We start from the raw sequence: 18,288 nt of genomic DNA on the forward strand, positions 1-18,288 counted from the left end.
CCTGTACGCCCATATCGCCCACCTTGAGCAGACCTTGCTCAGCCTCAGCACCGACATCGTCGATCTCAGGCACGAGCTGAAAGAGAAGTTGAGCGCCGATGGCGTGTACAAGCTGCAATATGTGGGAAAGGGCAGTTGCCTCAACTTTGCCGACAACAACAAGCCGCCGACGATGGCGAGCTGCGATCACCCCGATTCTTGGAAGCTCTTGCGCGGAACGCAGTCGCCTGGGAAGGAAAGCGCCTCCCCCAAGGCACCGGCCTCGGCCGATCAATCGACTGGCAACGCGCCCGACGATTCAGACGACAAGCCGAAGCGGAAGGGCAAGTCAGCGGACAAGCAGAAGAAAAACTCGACCGAGCAGCCGCAGGGTGAAACGAGCGATCAGCCGAAGGGCGCGCCTCAGCCGAACTAGATCAGCCCGAGGCCGCGGAAGCTCGCATGGCCTTGCTTGCCGACGATGATGTGGTCATGCACCACGATGCCGAGATTTTTCGCCGACGAGACGATCTGCTTGGTCATCTCGATATCGGCGCGCGACGGCGTTGGGTCGCCTGAGGGGTGATTGTGCACGAGCACGATTGCGGTGGCCGACAGCTCGAGCGCCCGCTTCACCACTTCGCGCACATAGACCGGGGTGTGATCGACGGTGCCCTTCTGCTGCACCTCGTCGGCGATGATCTGGTTGCGCTTGTCAAGGAACAGGATGCGAAACTGCTCCTTGGCCTCGAAGCCCATCGAGGCGCGGCAATAGTCGAGCACCTGGCTCCAGGAGGCGAGCACCGGCCGCTCCAGCACCTCGCCGCGCACGAGCCTGAGCGCCGCCGCGCGCACGAGCTTGATCTCGGTGATCGCCGCCTGGCCGAGGCCAGGCACCTCCTTCAAGCGCTCCTCAGGCGCGTTCAGCGCCTCGGTGAAACTGCCGAAATGGGCAAGGATCGCCTTGGCGAGCGGCTTGGTGTCGCGCCGCGGCACCGCGCGGAACAGGATCAGCTCGAGCAGCTCGTAATCGGGAAGCGCATCGGCGCCGGCGTCGCGGAAGCGTCGCCGCAATCTCTCGCGATGGCCGAGATAATGTGGCTTGCCGGCGTCCTTGAAGCCCATTCAGGCCGCTCTATTGCCGAGTGAGTGGTGGCCGGTCCAAACCTTTGGGGGAGAGGGTGAACACCTGGCATCCCGTCTCCGTGACGCCGACCGTGTGCTCGAACTGCGCCGAAAGCGACCGGTCGCGGGTCACCGCGGTCCAGCCGTCGGACAGGATCTTCACTGGCGGCTTGCCAAGATTGATCATTGGCTCGATGGTGAAGAGCATGCCTGGCTTGAGCTGCAGACCCTCGCCAGGCTCGCCGTAATGCAGGATGTTGGGCCGGTCGTGGAACACGCGGCCCAAGCCATGGCCGCAGAAATCGCGCACCACGCTGCACCGCTCTGCCTCGGCGTAGGCCTGGATGGCGGCGCCGATATCGCCGGTGGTGGCGCCCGGCTTGACCGCGGCGACGCCGCGCATCAGCGCGTTGTAGGTAACTTCGAGCAGGCGCTCGGCGGCGCGCGAGATCTTGCCCACGCCGTACATGCGGCTCGAATCGCCGTGCCAGCCGTCGACGATGAAAGTCACGTCGATATTGAGGACGTCGCCCTCCTTCAGCACGCGCTGGCCTGGAATGCCGTGGCAGACCACGTGGTTCAGCGAGGTGCAGATCGATTTCGGAAAGCCGCGATAATTGAGCGGCGCAGGGATGGCGCCATGCGCCATGGCGAAGTCGAACACGAGCGCGTCGAGCGCCTCGGTGGTCACGCCGGGCTTGACCTCGTCGACGAGCAGGTCGAGCGCCTCGGCCACGAGCTGGCCGGCCTTCTGCATGCCGGCGAAGGCGTCGGGGCCATGCAGCTTGATCTTGGTGTCACGCGCCTGGGCGCGGGCGAATTCCAGGTTCGACATCCGGTCACGCTAAAGGAAATGAGTGATCACTTCACTTAAGGTGAAATGCGCCAATGTGCAACGGGGGGAGGTTGCCTATCCGCTGCCAAGGCACCATCGTCATGCCCCCATTGCCTGCCTTCGCCCAAGCCAAACTTTAGGGTAAGACGTGCATAGCCGCGCCGCCCCGGCCATGACGGGTAACAATAGGTAGCCAAGTTCTGCTGAGCTCATGAACAAGCCCGATTCCACCACCGACACCGTCACCGCCGCGCTGATCGTCATCGGCGAGGAGATCCTGTCGGGCCGCACCAGGGACGAGAACATCTCCCATATCGCCCGCTACCTCACTGAGATCGGCATTGCGCTTCAGGAGGTGAGGGTGGTGCGCGACGTGGAGGCCGAGATCGTCGCCGCCGTGAACGCGCTGCGCCCCCGTTACACCTACGTGTTCACCACCGGAGGCATCGGCCCGACCCACGACGACGTGACCACCGACGCCATCGCCTCGGCCTTCGGGGTTGGGGTGGAAATCGACCCCAGAGCGGTCGAGGCCATGCGCCGGGGTTATAGCGGGCTGGAGCTGACCCCGGCCAGACTGCGCATGGCCCGCATCCCCTACGGCGCCGACCTCGTCGACAACCCGGTCTCCAGGGCGCCGGGCTTCATGCTCGGCAATGTGATCGTGATGGCCGGCATACCGCGCATCATGCAGGTGATGCTCGATGCCGTGGCGCCGCGTCTGAAGAAGGGACGGCCGATGCGCTCCCGCTCGATCCGCATCGAAGCGCCGGAAGGCGACGTGGCGCCGGGGCTCGCGGCGATCCAGGCCGCGCACGCCGACGTGCAGATCGGCTCCTATCCGTTTTTCGAAAAGAGCAAGCTCGGCACCTACGTGGTGCTGCGCTCGGTGGATGATGCAGCACTCGACCGCGTGCATGGCGCGCTCAGCGAGCTGATCGCCAAAGAGCGCTTCAAGGCCTCTGAAAGCGAGGCTGACGGGAAGTCCTAAGGCTTTGGGATTGCGCCGATATTTGAGGCTCTTTAAGCCTCGCCCTTCGGCGATGGGCAGGCGCGGGAGCCGGTGGCCCCCGCGCCTTCACCAGTTACTTTCTCTTGGCGGTCTTGCGACGGGCGGTGCCCGTCTTCTTCGCCGTCGTCTTCTTTGCCGCGGCGGTCTTACGCGCGGGCTTCTTCTTCGCTGCAGGCTTCTTCTTTGCTACTGCCATAGTGCATCCCTCCTATCGGGCTGGCTGGTAGTTCACTCTAGCTACATCCACTCGTCGCTTCGCACGCATCGCATTCAAGACACGTGCATCGCGCACGAAGGAAAAGCTCTGCATTGTTCACGCACTTTCCTTCATAGGTCTTAACGCAGGGCTCATCGATAAGATCGTCGAGTCGCGTTCGGTGAGTGATTCGCGATCCGAATTTTTCCTATCGTAATATTTCGCATACTGCATCGCGCGTCGATGTACAACTATTTCTGCACGTCGAGCGCGAGCGCTCCGGTAACCATCCACGCGTGGAATCGACTGACGAGGACGCGCAAAGCGCGTCGATTTCATTTCGGTCGCGAACAAACCGATCGGCGATCGCATGGCGCAACGGACGTCGGCGCGGCAGACCTGCGGGCTGTGCGATTGCAGCAAAGGCGCGGCGATGCATGGCCGACAGCGTGTCTCCATCTAGCTGCACCCGCTCGTCGATCCGCAGGTATCGCATTTGAGACACGTGCCGTTGCGCACGAGCGTGAAGTTTCCGCACTCCTGGCAGGCTTCGCCTTCATAGCCTTTCACCCGCGCCTCGCTGATCAGATCGGATTCGCTGCGCTCGGCCAGCGCCTCGACGGCACGGGCCACACTCTGCGTGACCGCGGCGGTTTCAGCCGCACCGGATCCGGCCTCGAAGACATGGCCGGCGCCGGCCACGCGGGCGGTGGGCATGCGGCTCGAGCTCGCCAATTGCAGCTTGTCCTGGTCCCCGGCACGCTTGCGCACGAAGCCGCGGGAAACCCTGGTCTCGCCCTCAAGCTCGGCGGCCTCGCGCACCTTCTGATCCTCGCCAGAGCCGACGCCGGTATGGCCGTTCTCGTTGGGATTGACGTGCGCAAGCTCCTTCCGATCCAGATAGGAGATGGCGAGCTCCCGGAAAATATAGTCGAGGATCGAAGTCGCGTTCTTGATCGCCGCGTTGCCGCGCACGAGACCGGCCGGCTCGAAGCGCGTGAAGGTGAAGGCCTCGACAAACTCCTCGAGCGGCACGCCATATTGCAGGCCGACCGACACGGCGATGGCAAAATTGTTCATCAGCGACCGGAAGGCGGCACCCTCCTTGTGCATGTCGAGGAAGATCTCTCCCAGGCGGCCGTCTTTGTATTCTCCGGTGTGGAGATAGACCTTATGCCCGCCGACCACGGCCTTCTGGATGTAGCCGGTGCGACGGTCTGGTAGCTTCTCCCGCAGGCCACGCCGATCCTCACGTAAATGGCGCTCAAGCGCTGACTTCTCTGCCTCAAGCTCGGCCACGCGCTGGGTGAGACGTTCGGCCAAGACCATGGCGCGCTGGGCCTGAGGCTGGTCGGCGGTGATGGAGGCCAGAACCTCCTCCTGCTCGTCCTCCTCGTCGGCCAGAAGCTGGGCATTGAGTGGCTGCGACAGCTTGGAGCCGTCGCGGTAAAGCGCATTGGCCTTGAGCGCGAGCCGCCAGGAGAGGAGATAGGCCTCCTTGCAGTCCTCGACGCTAGCCTCGTTCGGCATGTTGATGGTCTTGGAGATTGCGCCAGAAACGAAGGGCTGGGCCGCCGCCATCATGCGGATGTGGCTTTCCACCGAGAGGTACCGCTTGCCCTTGCGGCCGCAAGGCGAGGCGCAGTCGAACACCGGCAGATGCTTGGGGTCGAGCCCAGGCGCGCCTTCGAGCGTCATGGCTCCGCAGGCATATTCGTTGGCGGCGTCGATCTCTCGCTTGGAGAAGCCGATCTCGGCCAGGAGGTCGAAATCCGGCTGGTCAAGGCGCTCGGGCGCGAGCCCAAGCTGGCCGGTCAGGAACGCTTCGCCGAGCGTCCATTTGTTGAAGGCGAATTTGATGTCGAAGGCGGTCGACACCGCCTTCTCTGCCGCGGCGATTTTCTCAGCCGTGAAGCCCTTTGCTGCCAGCGTCTCGTGATTGACGCCTGGGGCGCCGGCGAGCGTGCCGCGGCCGACGGCATAATCGACGATGCGCTTGATCGCGGCCTCGTCATAGCCGAGCACGGCCAAGCCTTCCGGCACCATGCGGTTGATGATCTTGAAATAGCCGCCGCCGGCGAGCTTCTTGAATTTGACCAGGGCGAAGTCTGGCTCGATGCCGGTCGTATCGCAATCCATGACGAGGCCGATGGTGCCGGTCGGCGCGATCACCGTGGCTTGCGCGTTGCGGTAGCCGTGCTCGCGACCGAGCTTGATGGCCCGCTCCCAAGCATGAACGGCGTGGGCGAGCAGCTTCGGATCAGGGCAGGAGGCGTGGTCGAGCGGCACCGGCACGGTCTTTAGGTCCTCATAGCCCCCGGCCTCGCCGCTTGCGGCGCGGGCGTGATTGCGCATGACGCGGAGCATGTGCTCGCGGTTCTGCTCAAAACCTGGGAACGGCCCAAGTTCGCGCGCCATGTGGGCGCTCGTTGCATAGGAGATGCCGGTCATGATGGCGCTGAGCGCCCCGCACAGCGCGCGCGCTTGCGGAGAGTCGTAAGGAATGCCTGAGGCCATCAAGAGGCCGCCGATATTGGCGTAGCCGAGGCCGAGCGTCCGGTACTCGTAGGAGAGCTGCGCGATGCGGCGCGAGGGGAACTGCGCCATGGTCACCGCGATCTCGAGCACGATCGTCCACAGCCTGATGGCGTGCTCGTAAGCCTCGACGTCGAAGCTGCCGTCGTCGTGCCGGAACGCCATCAGATTGAGCGAGGCGAGATTGCAGGCGGTGTCGTCGAGGAACATATACTCCGAGCAAGGATTGGAGGCCTTGATCGGGCCGGAGGCCGGGCAGGTATGCCAGTCGTTGATGGTGGTGTGGAACTGGATGCCTGGATCGGCGCAGGCCCAGGCGGCGCTGCCGATCTCCTCCCACAGTTCGCTGGCCTTCACCGTCTTGGCGATCTTGCCGTCCTTGCGGAAGGTGAGGTGCCAATCTTCGTCGGCCTCGACCGCGCGCAGGAACTCATCGGTGACGCGCACCGAGTTGTTCGAGTTCTGGCCAGAGACGGTGCGATAGGCCTCCGAATCCCAATCGGTGTCGTAGACCGGGACATGGATCGAGGTGTAGCCCTGGCGGGCGAACTGGATCACCCGGCGGATGGCATTGTCCGGCACCTTGGCCTTGCGCGCGGCCTTTACCTCGCGCTTCAGCGCCGGATTGCGTTTGGGATCGAAACAGCCGTCGCCGTCCGACTCGCAATTGACGCAAGCCTTGAGGATGGCGTTAAGCCGCTCCGACAGGATCTTGGAACCGGTGACGAGCGCCGCAACCTTCTGCTCCTCGATCACCTTCCAGTTGATGTAGCTCTCGATGTCGGGGTGGTCGATGTCCACCACCACCATTTTCGCCGCCCGCCGCGTGGTGCCGCCGGATTTGATGGCGCCGGCGGCGCGGTCGCCGATCTTGAGGAAGCTCATCAGCCCTGAGGACTTGCCTCCACCGGAGAGCGGCTCGTTCTCGCCGCGCAGCTTGGAGAAATTCGAGCCGGTGCCGGAGCCATATTTGAACAGGCGTGCCTCGCGCACCCAGAGGTCCATGATGCCGCCCTCGTTGACGAGGTCGTCCTCGATCGACTGGATGAAGCAGGCATGCGGCTGCGGGTGCTCGTAGGCCGACTCCGAAGCCTTGATCTCGCCGGTGGCGTAATCCGCGTAGTAATGGCCCTGGCTCGGACCGTCGATGCCATAGGCCCAGTGCAGCCCCGTGTTGAACCATTGCGGGCTGTTGGGGGCGCCCATCTGCTTGGCGAGCATGTAGCGGAGTTCGTCGAAGAAGGCGCGGGCGTCCTCTTCCGTGGTGAAATAGCCGGCCTTCCAGCCCCAATAGGTCCAGGTCCCTGCCATGCGGTCGAACACCTGGCGGGCGTCGGTCTCGCCGCCGAAGCGGGCATCCTCTGCAAGAGCGGCAAGGGCGTCCTGGTCGGGAACCGACCGCCACAGCCAGGAGGGGAGGGAGGTCTCCTCTATCCTCTCGGCGGCAGCCGGCACGCCGGCTTTACGAAAGTATTTCTGGGCAAGGATATCGGCGGCGACCTGGCTCCAATGCTCAGGCACCATGAGACTTTCGAGCTGGAACACCACCGAGCCGTCTGGATTGCGGATCTCGCTCGCGCTCTCCCGGAAGGGGATGGCGTCGTAGGGCGATTTTCCAGGCTCAGTGAAACGTCTTTCGATCCGCATTTTTGTCCAACCCCCCGCTTTCAGGTCCCCATTCTGAACCAGCGAACGTGAGGCGATTCGGCATCGTCATCAACATTCACATCAATATATAGGAAGCTACTGTTTAATTTCCACTAAATCCTGTGCGCTAACCTGGGGACGAGCTGTGAAAAAAGAGGCCTCCTCGGTTCCGCTTCTGACTCGCTACCGGCCCGCTCGATCAGCCAAGGGGGGCCACCCCAGAGCACTCACAAGAGCACTCTCATATAAGAAGAGTAGCGAGTGAGAAGAGTGGCGAGGCCATTCGTCTCAAGCGCCAATTGGGCCTCCCGTCTGGACAGAGGCTTGGGCTCCCGCCATAGTCCGGCCAACCTCAAGCGGCGCGATCATCCAGCATGAAACTCCTGACCGAGCTTTTCGCCTGGTGGACCGGCAACACGATCGGCACCAGGCTCTTCACCTGGCGCTGCGGCACCCGTGTGGGCGAGGACGGCTTCGGCAACGTCTACTACCAAACCGGGGACGGAAAGCGGCGCTGGGTAATCTATCGCGATCACTCCGAAGCCTCGCTCGTCCCACCGGAATGGCATGGCTGGCTGCATTACACGGTGGATGTGCTCCCGACCGAGGAAAGCTATAGGCCTCAGCCCTGGGAGCTACCCTATGTGCCGAACTTGACCGGCACGCCCGAGGCCTATCGGCCGCCCGGCAGCATTCTCAATCCCGACGCCGGCAAGGCGCCACTGCGCGACTACGAGCCTTGGCAGCCGGGGCCGCGGGAATGAGCGCTGTGCACATGACACCGCCGAAGCCGGTGCAACGCTGGTCGGCCGCCGACTATGCCGTAAAAGGCCGTTTCGTCTCCGAGCTTGCCCGTCCAGTGCTCGATCTGCTGGCGCCGAGGGAGGGCGAGCGCATCCTCGACCTTGGCTGCGGCGACGGCGTGCTGACGCAAGAGATTGCCGCGCGCGGCGCCGACGTGCTCGGCGCCGATTTGAGCGAGGAGCTGCTCGCTGCCGCTGCCGCCAAGGGCCTCAAGGTGCAAAAGGTGGACGGTCATGCGCTTCCCTTCAAGGACGAGTTCGACGCGGTGTTCACCAACGCGGCGCTGCACTGGATGCGCCGGCCAGAGCTCGTGATCGCCGGCGTCCACCGGGCGCTTTGCCCCCGCGGCCGCTTCGCCGGCGAATGTGGCGGCCATGGCAATGTGGCGGCCATCGCCACGGCCCTGCGCGCGGTGGGGGCGCTGCATGGCGGCGATCCGGACAAGGTCGCCCCGTGGTTCTTTCCCTCCGTTGCCGAATATCGCAGGCTGCTCGAGCAGGGCGGCTTTGCGGTCAAGACCATCATGCTCGTGCCGCGCCCGACCCCTCTCGAGATCGGCATCGGCGGATGGCTCGAAACCTTCGGCCGTTCCTTCTTCGAGCAGTTCGAGGAGCCTGAGCGGGCGGAGGTGTTCGCCGAGGTCATCGAGCTATTGCGCCCGGCGCTTTGCGATGCGGACGGGGTGTGGACGGCGGACCATATCAGGCTGCGTTTTGCCGCGGATCGGCTTGGGTGAGGGAAGGCCGCATTGTCCTCGCCACACCGATGCCAGATTCATGGCGGAGGCCTTGACCTGCCAGGGAGCGCCGGCGTGCGACGCGGGACCCGGTCCAGAGGGTGCTTGAGCATGATGCAACGGCCTGACGTGGCTTGCGCCCATTTTGCTCTGCTGTTCGGTCTTATCGCCGCGACCACCGTGCTTGGCGTGACCGCTGCGCGTGCCGAAACCATTCAGAACCAGACCGCCGTGTTTGCCGCTCTCGACAAGGTGACGGGGCGCATCTCGCATCTGGAGATTCCGATCAACGAGACGGTACAGTTCGGCGCGCTGAAAGTGACGCCGCGGGTTTGCGATAGCCGCCCGCCGACCGAGGCGCCTCATACCGCATCCTTCGTCGAGGTGGACGAGATCAAGCTCACCGGAGAGGTCGAGCGCATCTTTACCGGCTGGATGTTCGCCGATAGCCCCGGCCTTCACGCCGTGGAGCATCCGGTGTTCGACGTCTGGCTCACCAACTGCAAGACGAACGAGCCGGTCGCTCCTGCCGGAAGCGAGCAGAATGCTGCGGCGCCCGCCGCGCCTCCCGGCGAGGCACCGGCGGCTGAAGCGCCTGCGGCTGCGGCTCCCGAGGCGCCGGCGCCCGCCGCGGCAGAAGCGGCCCCGCCACCACCGCCCAAACCTGCTCCAGTGGCCAAACCAGCCTCGGCACCCGCGCCGGCCCCAGCCGCCGCGCCGGCTCCGGCAGCGGCAGCTCCTCCCAAAAAGCCGCCGCGGCCCAAGCCTGCTCCGCCGCCCTCGACGTTCCCCATCTTCGGACAGTAAAGCGCTGCTTCGAGCAGGCGCTGGAACTCCGCTCGCCCAACCTCGATCGCCCCGAAACGTGCGAGGTGGCCGGTCAGGAACTGCGTGTCGAGCAATTCGAAGCCGCCGAATTTGAGCCGGGCGACGAGATAGACGAGCGCGATCTTGCTTGCATCTCGTGCCTTGGAAAACATGCTTTCGCCGAAGAACGCCCGGCCGAGATGCACCCCGTAAAGGCCTCCGATCAGCTCGCCGCCGTCCCAGACTTCGACCGTATGGCAATGCCTCATGGCGAACAGCTCGGCATAAAGGTTGCGGATGCGCCGGTTGATCCAGGTGCTGCGCCGCCCGGCGCGCGGTGCCGCGCAACCGGCGATCACGCCGTCGAAATCGTTGTCGATCCTGACCTCGAAGCCGCCTTGCCTGATGGTGCGCGCAAGCCTTCGCGGCACATGCACGCGGTTAAGCGGCAGGATGCCGCGACGCTCGGGCTCGATCCAGTAGAGGGCGTTATCCTCGGCGCTTTCTGCCATGGGAAAGATACCGCAGGCATAGGCCTTGAGCAGCACCTGCGGCGTGATCTCGATCATGACGTCGTCGATTGAGGTCATGGGTTGTCTCGAGACGGGTCTGTCCAAACGTTACGCGAGATAATTCTCCAGCCAATGGATATCATATCGTCCATCGGCGATGTCAGGCTCGGCAATCAGAGCTTTGAACAGCGGGATTGTGGTGTCGATGCCGTCGACCACGAATTCGCCGAGTGCCCGCTTCAGCCGCATCAGGCACTCGTTGCGGGTGCGCGCGTGCACGATCAGCTTGCCGATCAGGCTGTCGTAATAAGGCGGGATGGTGTAGCCGGCATAGGCGCCTGAATCGACGCGCACCCCGAGCCCGCCAGGGGGATGGAAATGCGTGATCTTGCCCGGTGAGGGGCGGAAGGTGCGGGGGTCCTCGGCATTGATCCGGCATTCGATGGCATGGCCGTTGAAGCGGATGTCCTCCTGCTTGAGGGTCAACGGGGCTCCGGCGGCGATGCGGATCTGCTCGATGACGAGATCGATGCCGGTGATCATCTCGGTGACCGTATGCTCGACCTGGAGGCGGGTGTTCATCTCGATGAAGTAGAACTCACCGCCCTCGTAGAGGAACTCGACCGTGCCCACCCCGCGATAGCGAAGCTGGCGCATCGCGTGTGCCACAGTCTCGCCAATGCGCGCCCGCTCGCTGTCGTTGAGCGCTGGCGACAGCGCCTCCTCCCACAGCTTCTGATGCCGCCGTTGCAGCGAGCAGTCGCGCTCGCCAAGATGGATGGCGTTGCCGAGACCGTCGCCCAGCACCTGGACCTCGATGTGGCGGGGATGGGCGAGATATTTCTCGAGATACACGGTGTCGTCGGCGAAGCTCGTCTTGGCCTCGATACGCGCCGTGGCCAGCGCCGCATCGAGTTCTTCCTCGACATGGGCGACCTTCATGCCGCGGCCCCCGCCGCCGGCCGCAGCCTTGACCAGAACCGGATAGCCGATGTCATGGGCGATCTTCTTCGCCTGCTCGAGATCCGTGATTGAGCCCTGCGAGCCTGCAACGAGCGGCAGGCCGAGCTTCTTCGCGGTCTCCTTGGCCTCGATCTTGTTGCCCATGAGCCTGACATGCTCGGCGCTCGGGCCGATGAAGGTGATCTCGTGCTCTTCGAGGATCTCGGCGAAACGGGCATTCTCGGCGAGGAAGCCATAGCCAGGATGCACGGCGTCGGCGCCGGTAATCTCGCAGGCCGAGACGATATGGGGAATGTTGAGATAGCTGTCCTTGGCAGGAGGACCACCGATGCACACGCTCTCATCGGCAAGGCGCACATGCATGGCGTCGGCGTCGGCGGTCGAATGCACCGCTACGGTGGCGATGCCGAGCTCCTTGCAGGCACGTTCGATGCGAAGTGCGATCTCTCCCCGGTTGGCGATCAGGATCTTGTCGAACATGCGTAGGAAGCGCTTAGCCCTTCTCGATGACCGCGAGCGGCTCGGCAAATTCGACGGGCTGGCCGTCATCGACGAGGACGGCGAGCACGGTGCCGGCATGAGGGGCCGGGATGTGGTTCATGGTCTTCATGGCCTCGATGATAAGAATGGTCTGGCCCGCCGTAACCTTGGTGCCGGCTTCGACGAAAGGCGGGGCGCCGGGCTCTGGCGAACGATAGGCGGTGCCGACCATGGGAGAGTGCACCGTGCCGGGACGGTGATGCTCCTCCTTGCCGCCCCGCTCGCCAGCCTCGCGGGCCGCGTGGCCGGCATCGATGGAAAGAGCGCCGGCGCCGACCGTGATGGTGCGCGCCACGCGCACCCGCTTGCCTTCATGCTCGATTTCGATCTCGGTGAGACCTGTTTCCTCGAGCAGTCCGGCAAGTTCGCGGATGAGGTCCTTGTCGAAGGTCCCTTCCTTTTTGGTCACCGCCTTGCGCTCCTCGGCCATCAGCGAGCCTTCTTCGGTTCAAGCGAGGCAGCCAACGCCTCGATGGCAAGCTCGTAGCCGAGCGGCCCGAACCCGCAGATCACGCCTTTGGCGGCCTTCGAAATATAGGAATTGTGGCGAAAGCTCTCGCGCCGGAAGATGTTGGACAGGTGCACCTCCACGCAAGGAAGCTCGGTAGCGAGCAAAGCGTCGAGCATGGCGATCGAGCTATGGGTAAAGGCGCCGGCATTGACGATCAGCCCCGCAGCCTTCTCCTTTGCCTCCTGAATCCAGGCCACCAGCTCGCCCTCATGATTGCTCTGCCGGAAGTCGATGGCAAAGCCCAATTTGGCCGCTTTCCGCTCGCACCGCCCCCGCACATCCTCCAGGGTCTCGCTGCCATAGACCTGCGGCTCCCGCGACCCGAGCAGGTTCAGATTGGGACCGTTCAGGACGTAGATCGGTTTGGTCATGGCGTGAGATAGGCGGGCGGGTGAGCCGCTCCGGTTCGGTGCGAGAGTTTAGGAGCGCAAAGTCAGGCCGCGCCCCTTTAACAGCTTTTGCTAGGTCTAGCAAAAGCCGGAAACGCCCGGTTACCGCCAAGCGACGGCCTTAACAGGTGCTTGCGCAGCCCTTCTCCCTGACCTCGGCGACGTTCTTCTTGAGCTGATCGAAGAGATCGTCAGGGGCTCCGGGGATCACGCGATCCCCGATCAGGTAGAGCGGGGTGCCTTGCAGATTGAGCTTCTGGGCAAGGTCCTTGGCCTGGTCGAGCGCCTTCTTGACCTCAGGGTCCTCGGCGTCCTTCTGCAGCTTGTCGACATCGAGCCCAAGCTCCTTGGCGACCCGTAGGGCCTTCTCCTTGTCGGCCTTGCCAGGCTCCGAGAACAGCTTCTGATGCATCTCGAAATACTTGCCCTGCTTGTTGGAGGCGAGCGCAAGCTTGGCCGCCGCCTCGGAATCGTCGCCGAAGATCGGCAGCTCTTTCAGCACCAGGCGGATCTTGCCGTCGTCGTTGACGAGCTTGACCACGTCGGGCAGCGCGCGGCGGCAATATCCGCAGTTATAGTCGAAGAACTCAACGATGCTCACATCGCCGCTCGGATTGCCGGCAACGTGGGCCACCGGTGAGCGGAAGAGCGCGTCGGCATTGTCGGAGATCGCCTTTGTCTGCTGCGCCGCCTGCTCGGCGGCCTGGCGCTTGTCGAGCTCAGTGGTCATCTCGACGAGGATCTCGGGGTTCTTGGTGAGGTAGTCGCGCAAGATGCCTTCGACGCGGGCCTGGTCGGCCGCGACCGGCCCCGAAGCACCGGCAAGCTTGCCTGCCGGGCTGTAGCGCAGCACGAGATAGCTCGTACCGGCCGCTGTCACGGCGGCGACCGCTGCGGCCACGGCCACACTAAAGAAGACTTTTCTGAGGTTCATGCTTTTGGATCTCCGGGGGGAATTGGCTCATTCGGTGGTCGGCACCTGGAAGGCGAGTATATCATCGGCCCGAAGCCAGTTTGGCGTGCCGTCGACAAATCCGGCCTTGGCGCGCTTGGCTTGCTGCTTGGCGAGTTTCAGCCGCCCTTCATAGAAATAGGCCTCGGCCGACGCAAGCTCGGCTTGCGCCAGATATTGCTGCCTGGCGCCGGCTGCCTTGGCCGCGTCGCCCTTGCGGCCGTAAGCCAGCGCGAGCTGGCGGTAGCCGGTCGCCGAGGTCGTCTCGCGGGCAAGCGCAGTGCGCAAATTGGAAATGGCGTCGTCGACATTCTTCATGCCCGGCATAGCAAGCAGCGCCTGGGCCAGCAGGATGCGGATGAGCGGCTCGTCAGGCGCGAGCGCCACTGCCTGCCGCAGCGGCGGGACGGCATCGGCGACATTGCCGCTCTCGAACAGGAACTGCCCCTTGAGTTCGTAGAAATAGGGCCAGTCAGGCTTGGCGGCGATCAAAGCGTCGAGCTGGGGAAGCGCGGCCTCCACCCCCGATTTACGTTCGGTGGCGATGGCGCGCGCATAGGCCGCGGGAAGGGAGAGATCGGTCGGAGGGTAGCGATTGAACGTCGTCTCCGGCTGATCGAGAAAGCCGAACAGCTTGGCTTTCACGAGGTCATGCCGGACCTGAAGCTCGGGTGGGTCCTTGACGTCGAAATACGGGCTCGACTGGGCAAGCGTGCGAAGCTGGGCGAGGCGCTGCGGGGGCAGGGGGTGCGATTGCAGGTAGGGATTGATGCCCTGCACGCCGAACAGCTTTGAGTTCATGAACTCCAAGGTCTCAAGCAGGCCGCGGGCGGATTGGTGGGTGGCATTGAGAAAGGTGACGGCGGCCTGGTCGGCCGAGGACTCTTCGTCCTGGCGGTATGCGAGCACCATGCGCATCGCGGCGTCGGTTCCGCCATAGGCGGCGCCCATGCCGAGTTGCCCAAGCTCGCCGGCACCCGCAACCGCGCCAGCCGCCATGGCGGCAAGGCCGAGAAGCTGGAGCATCAACGCGGCTGACTTCGCGCGCGAGATCTGATTTCTGAGCCTGGCGAGATGACCGCCGGTGATATGGCCGCTCTCGTGCGCAATCACGCCGATGATCTGATTGGGTGTCTTCGCATCCATCAGCGCGCCGGCATGGATGAACATATTGTGCCCGTCGACGACGAAGGCATTGAAGGCGCGGTCGTTGATGATGTGAATGTCGACCGCCTGTCCGCTCAAGCCGGCGGCGTTGAGGATCGGCTTGGCGTAGGTCTTGATCAGCCCTTCGGTCTCGGCATCGCGGATCATGCCGGCGGCGTCCGCCGTGGTAGCGCTGACCAGCGAGACGATGAGGCCTCCGACGGCAGCGCGGCGAAGACTTTGCCAGGTGCTAGTGCGGGGGGCCGGAACAGGCATCATTTCGCTTGATGGTAATGTCTTGCCGGTCTGGGGCCAAGATGCTGGCTCACCCTCCAGCGTCGGGACGGCGCAAAAGGCCTGTCGCCTCAAACCATGCCTTTGCCGTAAACCGCTTGATTGGCGTTTGAATGCGGCGACAACGTGACAGTCTTGCCGCGTCTCACTTCAAGAAAGTGAGAGCGGGCGACCCTGCTGGACCGTGCCTCTTAGCGTGGGTTAACGCTGCCACCAGCCGCGGCGAGGCGGAGCCGAACCCTCTTTGCTGTCGCTTTCGACCTTGACTTCGGGCGGTGCCACGGGTCGCTCGGTGACCGGCACCGCATAGCTCGACTCGCTTTCGCGTGCCGGCAGCTCGACCCGTTCATGGTGCGACGCAGCCTCGGAGGCACGGCTTCCACCCCCGTTCTGCTGTGCGCGGGCTTCGCCCTCGGGACGGATGGCATCTCCAGGCTCGCGCTCCTCAGGCGACGCGACGCGCGTCTCGCCTTGCCGCTCGCCGCCTTCCGGACGTTGACCGCCTCGCCCACGACGGCCGCCACGCCGCCCTCTGCGGCGAGGTTTGCGATTCTGGGCGCCATTCTCAGAGGCTTGCGCCTCCATGGACTCTCGAGGCGCGCTCTCGCGCTCAGGCTCCTCCTCATCCATATCGGCGGCTTCGGCGTAGGCGGAACCGGCTTCAGCCGGCTCGAACTCCTGATCGCCCGGACCGCGCCGCTTGCGGCGGCGGCGGCGCGAGCGGCGCCGGTTCGGATCCGACTCGGCTTCCGCGGCGGAGGCAGGGGCAGGCACGGGCGCTGCCGTGGCATGGTGATGAGCCCAATCCATCTGCACCACCGCGCTCTCGCCGGCACCGATCTCCGACTCTGCCGATCGCTCGATGACGAATTGCGACACATGCAAATTCTCATCCGCGGTGACCGTGATGGGGATGCGGTAGCGCTGCTCGATATCCTTCAGATGCGAACGCTTCTGGTTGAGGATGTAGAGGGCGACGTCGACCGCGGTGGTGGCGACCAGCGGCACGACGCCGTCGGTGATGAGACGATCCTCTAGCGAGCGCAACACGTCGAGCGCGACGGACTCGACCGAGCGCACGATGCCGGTGCCCTGGCACATGGTGCAAGAGCTGGTCGAGCCTTCGAGCATGCCGGTGCGCAAGCGCTGGCGCGACATTTCGAGCAGGCCGAAATGGCTGATGCGTCCCACCTGGATGCGCGCGCGATCGTTGCGCAAGGATTCCTTCAGGCGCCGCTCGACCAGCCTGGAGTTGCGGCGCTCATCCATGTCGATGAAGTCGATGACGATGAGACCGGCAAGATCGCGCAAGCGGAGCTGGCGGGCGACTTCTTCGGCGGCTTCGAGATTGGTCTTGAGCGCGGTGTCCTCGATATTGTGCTCGCGCGTCGCCTTGCCGGAATTGACGTCGATGGCGACGAGCGCCTCGGTCTGGTTGATGACGATATAGCCGCCGGACTTGAGCACCACCTGCGGAGAGAACATGGCGCCAAGCTGGCGCTCCACCTGATAGCGGATGAAGACGGGCTCGGGCTCCTTGTAGGGCTTCACGTTCTTCGCGTGGCTCGGCATCAGCATGCGCATGAAGTCCTTTGCCTCGCGATAAGCGTCGTCGCCTGCGACCAGAACCTCGTCGATGTCCTTGTTGTACAGGTCGCGGATCGAGCGCTTGATCAGGCTGCCTTCCTCGTAGACGAGGCTCGGCGCCGTCGATTTCAGCGTCAGGTCGCGCACGGTCTCCCACAGCCGCAAGAGATAGTCGTAGTCGCGCTTGATCTCGGTCTTGGTCCGCTGCGCGCCGGCGGTGCGGATGATGAGGCCCATGCCCTCCGGCACTTCGAGCTCGCCCGCGATTTCGCGCAAGCGCTTGCGGTCGGTGGGATTGGTGATCTTGCGCGAGATGCCGCCGCCCCGCGCGGTGTTCGGCATCAGCACGGTGTAGCGGCCGGCGAGCGAGAGATAGGTGGTGAGCGCCGCGCCCTTGGTGCCACGCTCTTCCTTGACCACCTGGACGAGGATGATCTGCCTGCGGCGAATCACTTCTTGGATTTTGTAGGGGCGCCCGCGCCGGCGCCGCACGCGCTCCGGAACTTCTTCCAGCGCATCCTCCGAGCCGACCGATTCAACGGTCTCGGCCACAGCCTCGCCATTCGATTCGGCAGCGACGACGCGCTGGCCGACGATCTCGGCAGGATCGGCCTCGTCGTCCTCCTCGACCTCTTCGACGGTAGAGACAGTCCCGGCCATGTCGTCGGCCTCGACGTCGGCGCCGCGTTCTGCCGGCTCGGTGACTTCGTGCACGAGGTCGCTCGCCTCCATGGCGAGGCCACTGCCTTCCTCCTTGGTCTCGATCTCGGCTTCGGGCGCGCCTTCCGCTGTGGCGGAGGCTTCCGTGCCCTGGGCTTCTCCGCCTCGGCCTCGATGTTGCTGATCTGGCCGCCCGCGGCCGCGCCGGCCGCGCCTGCGCCGTCGTCCGGCAGCAGCCTCGTCCTCCGCCTCCTCGGCGTCTCGTGCCCGGCTCTGTTCTTGAGCCTCTTCCTCAAGCAGGGCCTGACGGTCGGCGACAGGGATCTGATAGTAGTCGGGATGAATTTCAGTGAAGGCGAGGAAGCCGTGGCGATTGCCGCCGTAATCCACGAAAGCCGCCTGGAGCGACGGCTCAACGCGCGTCACCTTGGCAAGATAGATATTGCCCCTTAGCTGCTTCTTGTTCGCTGATTCGTAATCAAATTCCTCGACGCGGTTGCCCTTCACCACGACGACCCGGGTCTCCTCCGGATGCGCCGCATCGATCAGCATTTTGCTTGGCATGTTGTTTGTTCTCCGCCGCGCTCGCCGGGGAGGGTGCGAAAGCCTGCCGCACCGAGGTAGAGCCCGAGCGCTGCGCGCGCTTTAGTTGAATAGACCATGATTCGCTGCGATGACGCATGGGAGGCCTCCCGCGGGGACCGACCTCGGTCGCCGGACAGGTGCCGGGCGAGAGCAAGAAAGCTCCGCCTTTTCCTATGGTTAGTTCTGTGCTTTGAACCTGCATCGCAAAACCTAACCCGCGATTGGCGCGAGTTCTGAGAAGCTTGGAGTGGCGGCCTTCTCTCACTCGGCCGCCGGCTTTCCGACGTCTTGGGCCGCTTCCCTTTTAAGGCCCTGACGCGCGAAACAAACGAAGTCCCGGGCCAGTATCGCTAGAGAGCGTCCAAGACGCCCGGGATGGCCCAATGGATAGGGCCTGTCCCTTATTACGGGGTAGGCGGGAGATTTGGCAAGCCTCCCTGTCAAATCGCCCCCAAAGCGTCACAAGCTTCGCT

At 64.2% G+C, this 18,288-nt stretch carries 15 protein-coding genes and 1 pseudogene; 5 read left to right on the forward strand and 11 right to left on the reverse strand.

What is annotated here, in order from left to right:
* A partial coding sequence (locus ACREC7_RS04125) for a hypothetical protein (RefSeq protein ID WP_431554427.1) occupies positions 1–415 on the forward strand: 415 nt, incomplete at its 5' end.
* On the opposite strand, the gene radC is transcribed toward ACREC7_RS04125, so the two are convergent.
* Both radC and map read right to left on the reverse strand, forming a co-directional pair.
* Positions 412–1,104, reverse strand: a complete 693-nt coding sequence (gene radC / locus ACREC7_RS04130; RefSeq protein ID WP_431554428.1) for a RadC family protein — start codon at positions 1,102–1,104, stop codon at positions 412–414. The genes ACREC7_RS04125 and radC overlap by 4 nt on opposite strands.
* 10 nt (positions 1,105–1,114) lie before the next feature.
* Positions 1,115–1,939, reverse strand: coding sequence for a type I methionyl aminopeptidase (gene map / locus ACREC7_RS04135; protein ID WP_431554429.1), 825 nt, complete (start codon positions 1,937–1,939; stop codon positions 1,115–1,117).
* A gap of 211 nt (positions 1,940–2,150) precedes the next feature.
* Here map and ACREC7_RS04140 point away from each other — a divergent pair, with 211 nt between their 5' ends.
* Entirely contained in the window at positions 2,151–2,930 is a 780-nt protein-coding gene (locus ACREC7_RS04140) for a competence/damage-inducible protein A (protein ID WP_431554430.1), read from the forward strand.
* A 94-nt stretch (positions 2,931–3,024) separates the two neighbouring features.
* On the opposite strand, the gene ACREC7_RS04145 is transcribed toward ACREC7_RS04140, so the two are convergent.
* Complete coding sequence (locus ACREC7_RS04145) at positions 3,025–3,147, reverse strand: hypothetical protein (protein WP_431554431.1); 123 nt, start codon at positions 3,145–3,147, stop codon at positions 3,025–3,027.
* 459 nt (positions 3,148–3,606) lie between these two features.
* On the reverse strand, positions 3,607–7,329 hold the full coding sequence (locus ACREC7_RS04150; RefSeq protein WP_431554432.1) for a vitamin B12-dependent ribonucleotide reductase: 3,723 nt from the start codon (positions 7,327–7,329) through the stop codon (positions 3,607–3,609).
* A gap of 374 nt (positions 7,330–7,703) precedes the next feature.
* Between ACREC7_RS04150 and ACREC7_RS04155 the strand changes: the two genes are divergently transcribed.
* The 3 genes from ACREC7_RS04155 (at position 7,704) to ACREC7_RS04165 (ending at position 9,676) form a co-directional block, all read left to right on the forward strand.
* On the forward strand, positions 7,704–8,093 hold the full coding sequence (locus tag ACREC7_RS04155; protein WP_431554433.1) for an NADH:ubiquinone oxidoreductase subunit NDUFA12: 390 nt from the start codon (positions 7,704–7,706) through the stop codon (positions 8,091–8,093).
* A complete protein-coding gene (locus ACREC7_RS04160) occupies positions 8,090–8,869 on the forward strand; it encodes a class I SAM-dependent methyltransferase (RefSeq protein WP_431554434.1) in 780 nt (259 codons plus the stop codon). Before ACREC7_RS04155 ends, ACREC7_RS04160 begins: the two co-directional genes overlap by 4 nt.
* A 114-nt stretch (positions 8,870–8,983) precedes the next feature.
* Positions 8,984–9,676, forward strand: a complete 693-nt coding sequence (locus ACREC7_RS04165) for a DUF2155 domain-containing protein (RefSeq protein WP_431554461.1) — start codon at positions 8,984–8,986, stop codon at positions 9,674–9,676.
* Here ACREC7_RS04165 and aat read toward each other — a convergent pair.
* The 7 genes and pseudogenes from aat to ACREC7_RS04200 all read right to left on the reverse strand — a co-directional run.
* Positions 9,676–10,266 (reverse strand): annotated as a pseudogene (gene aat, locus ACREC7_RS04170) (leucyl/phenylalanyl-tRNA--protein transferase); the annotation flags it as partial. The gene ACREC7_RS04165 and the pseudogene aat overlap by 1 nt on opposite strands.
* Before the next feature lie 30 nt (positions 10,267–10,296).
* Positions 10,297–11,631, reverse strand: a complete 1,335-nt coding sequence (gene accC / locus ACREC7_RS04175) for an acetyl-CoA carboxylase biotin carboxylase subunit (protein WP_431554435.1) — start codon at positions 11,629–11,631, stop codon at positions 10,297–10,299.
* Between the two features lie 13 nt (positions 11,632–11,644).
* The gene (locus ACREC7_RS04180) at positions 11,645–12,121 is read right to left on the reverse strand and encodes an acetyl-CoA carboxylase biotin carboxyl carrier protein (RefSeq protein ID WP_431554436.1); all 477 of its coding nucleotides are present in this window, start codon (positions 12,119–12,121) and stop codon (positions 11,645–11,647) included.
* A complete protein-coding gene (gene aroQ / locus ACREC7_RS04185; protein ID WP_431554437.1) occupies positions 12,121–12,573 on the reverse strand; it encodes a type II 3-dehydroquinate dehydratase in 453 nt (150 codons plus the stop codon). The genes ACREC7_RS04180 and aroQ overlap by 1 nt, the downstream gene beginning before the upstream one ends.
* A gap of 139 nt (positions 12,574–12,712) precedes the next feature.
* Complete coding sequence (locus tag ACREC7_RS04190; protein WP_431554438.1) at positions 12,713–13,525, reverse strand: DsbA family protein; 813 nt, start codon at positions 13,523–13,525, stop codon at positions 12,713–12,715.
* A 27-nt stretch (positions 13,526–13,552) separates the two neighbouring features.
* A complete protein-coding gene (locus tag ACREC7_RS04195; protein ID WP_431554439.1) occupies positions 13,553–14,968 on the reverse strand; it encodes a M48 family metalloprotease in 1,416 nt (471 codons plus the stop codon).
* A gap of 216 nt (positions 14,969–15,184) precedes the next feature.
* Positions 15,185–17,794, reverse strand: a complete 2,610-nt coding sequence (locus tag ACREC7_RS04200) for a ribonuclease E/G (protein ID WP_431554440.1) — start codon at positions 17,792–17,794, stop codon at positions 15,185–15,187.
* Positions 17,795–18,288 lie beyond the last annotated feature (494 nt).

It is taken from the genome of Methyloceanibacter sp., assembly GCF_050728395.1.
Taxonomy (GTDB): Bacteria; Pseudomonadota; Alphaproteobacteria; order Rhizobiales; family Methyloligellaceae; genus Methyloceanibacter.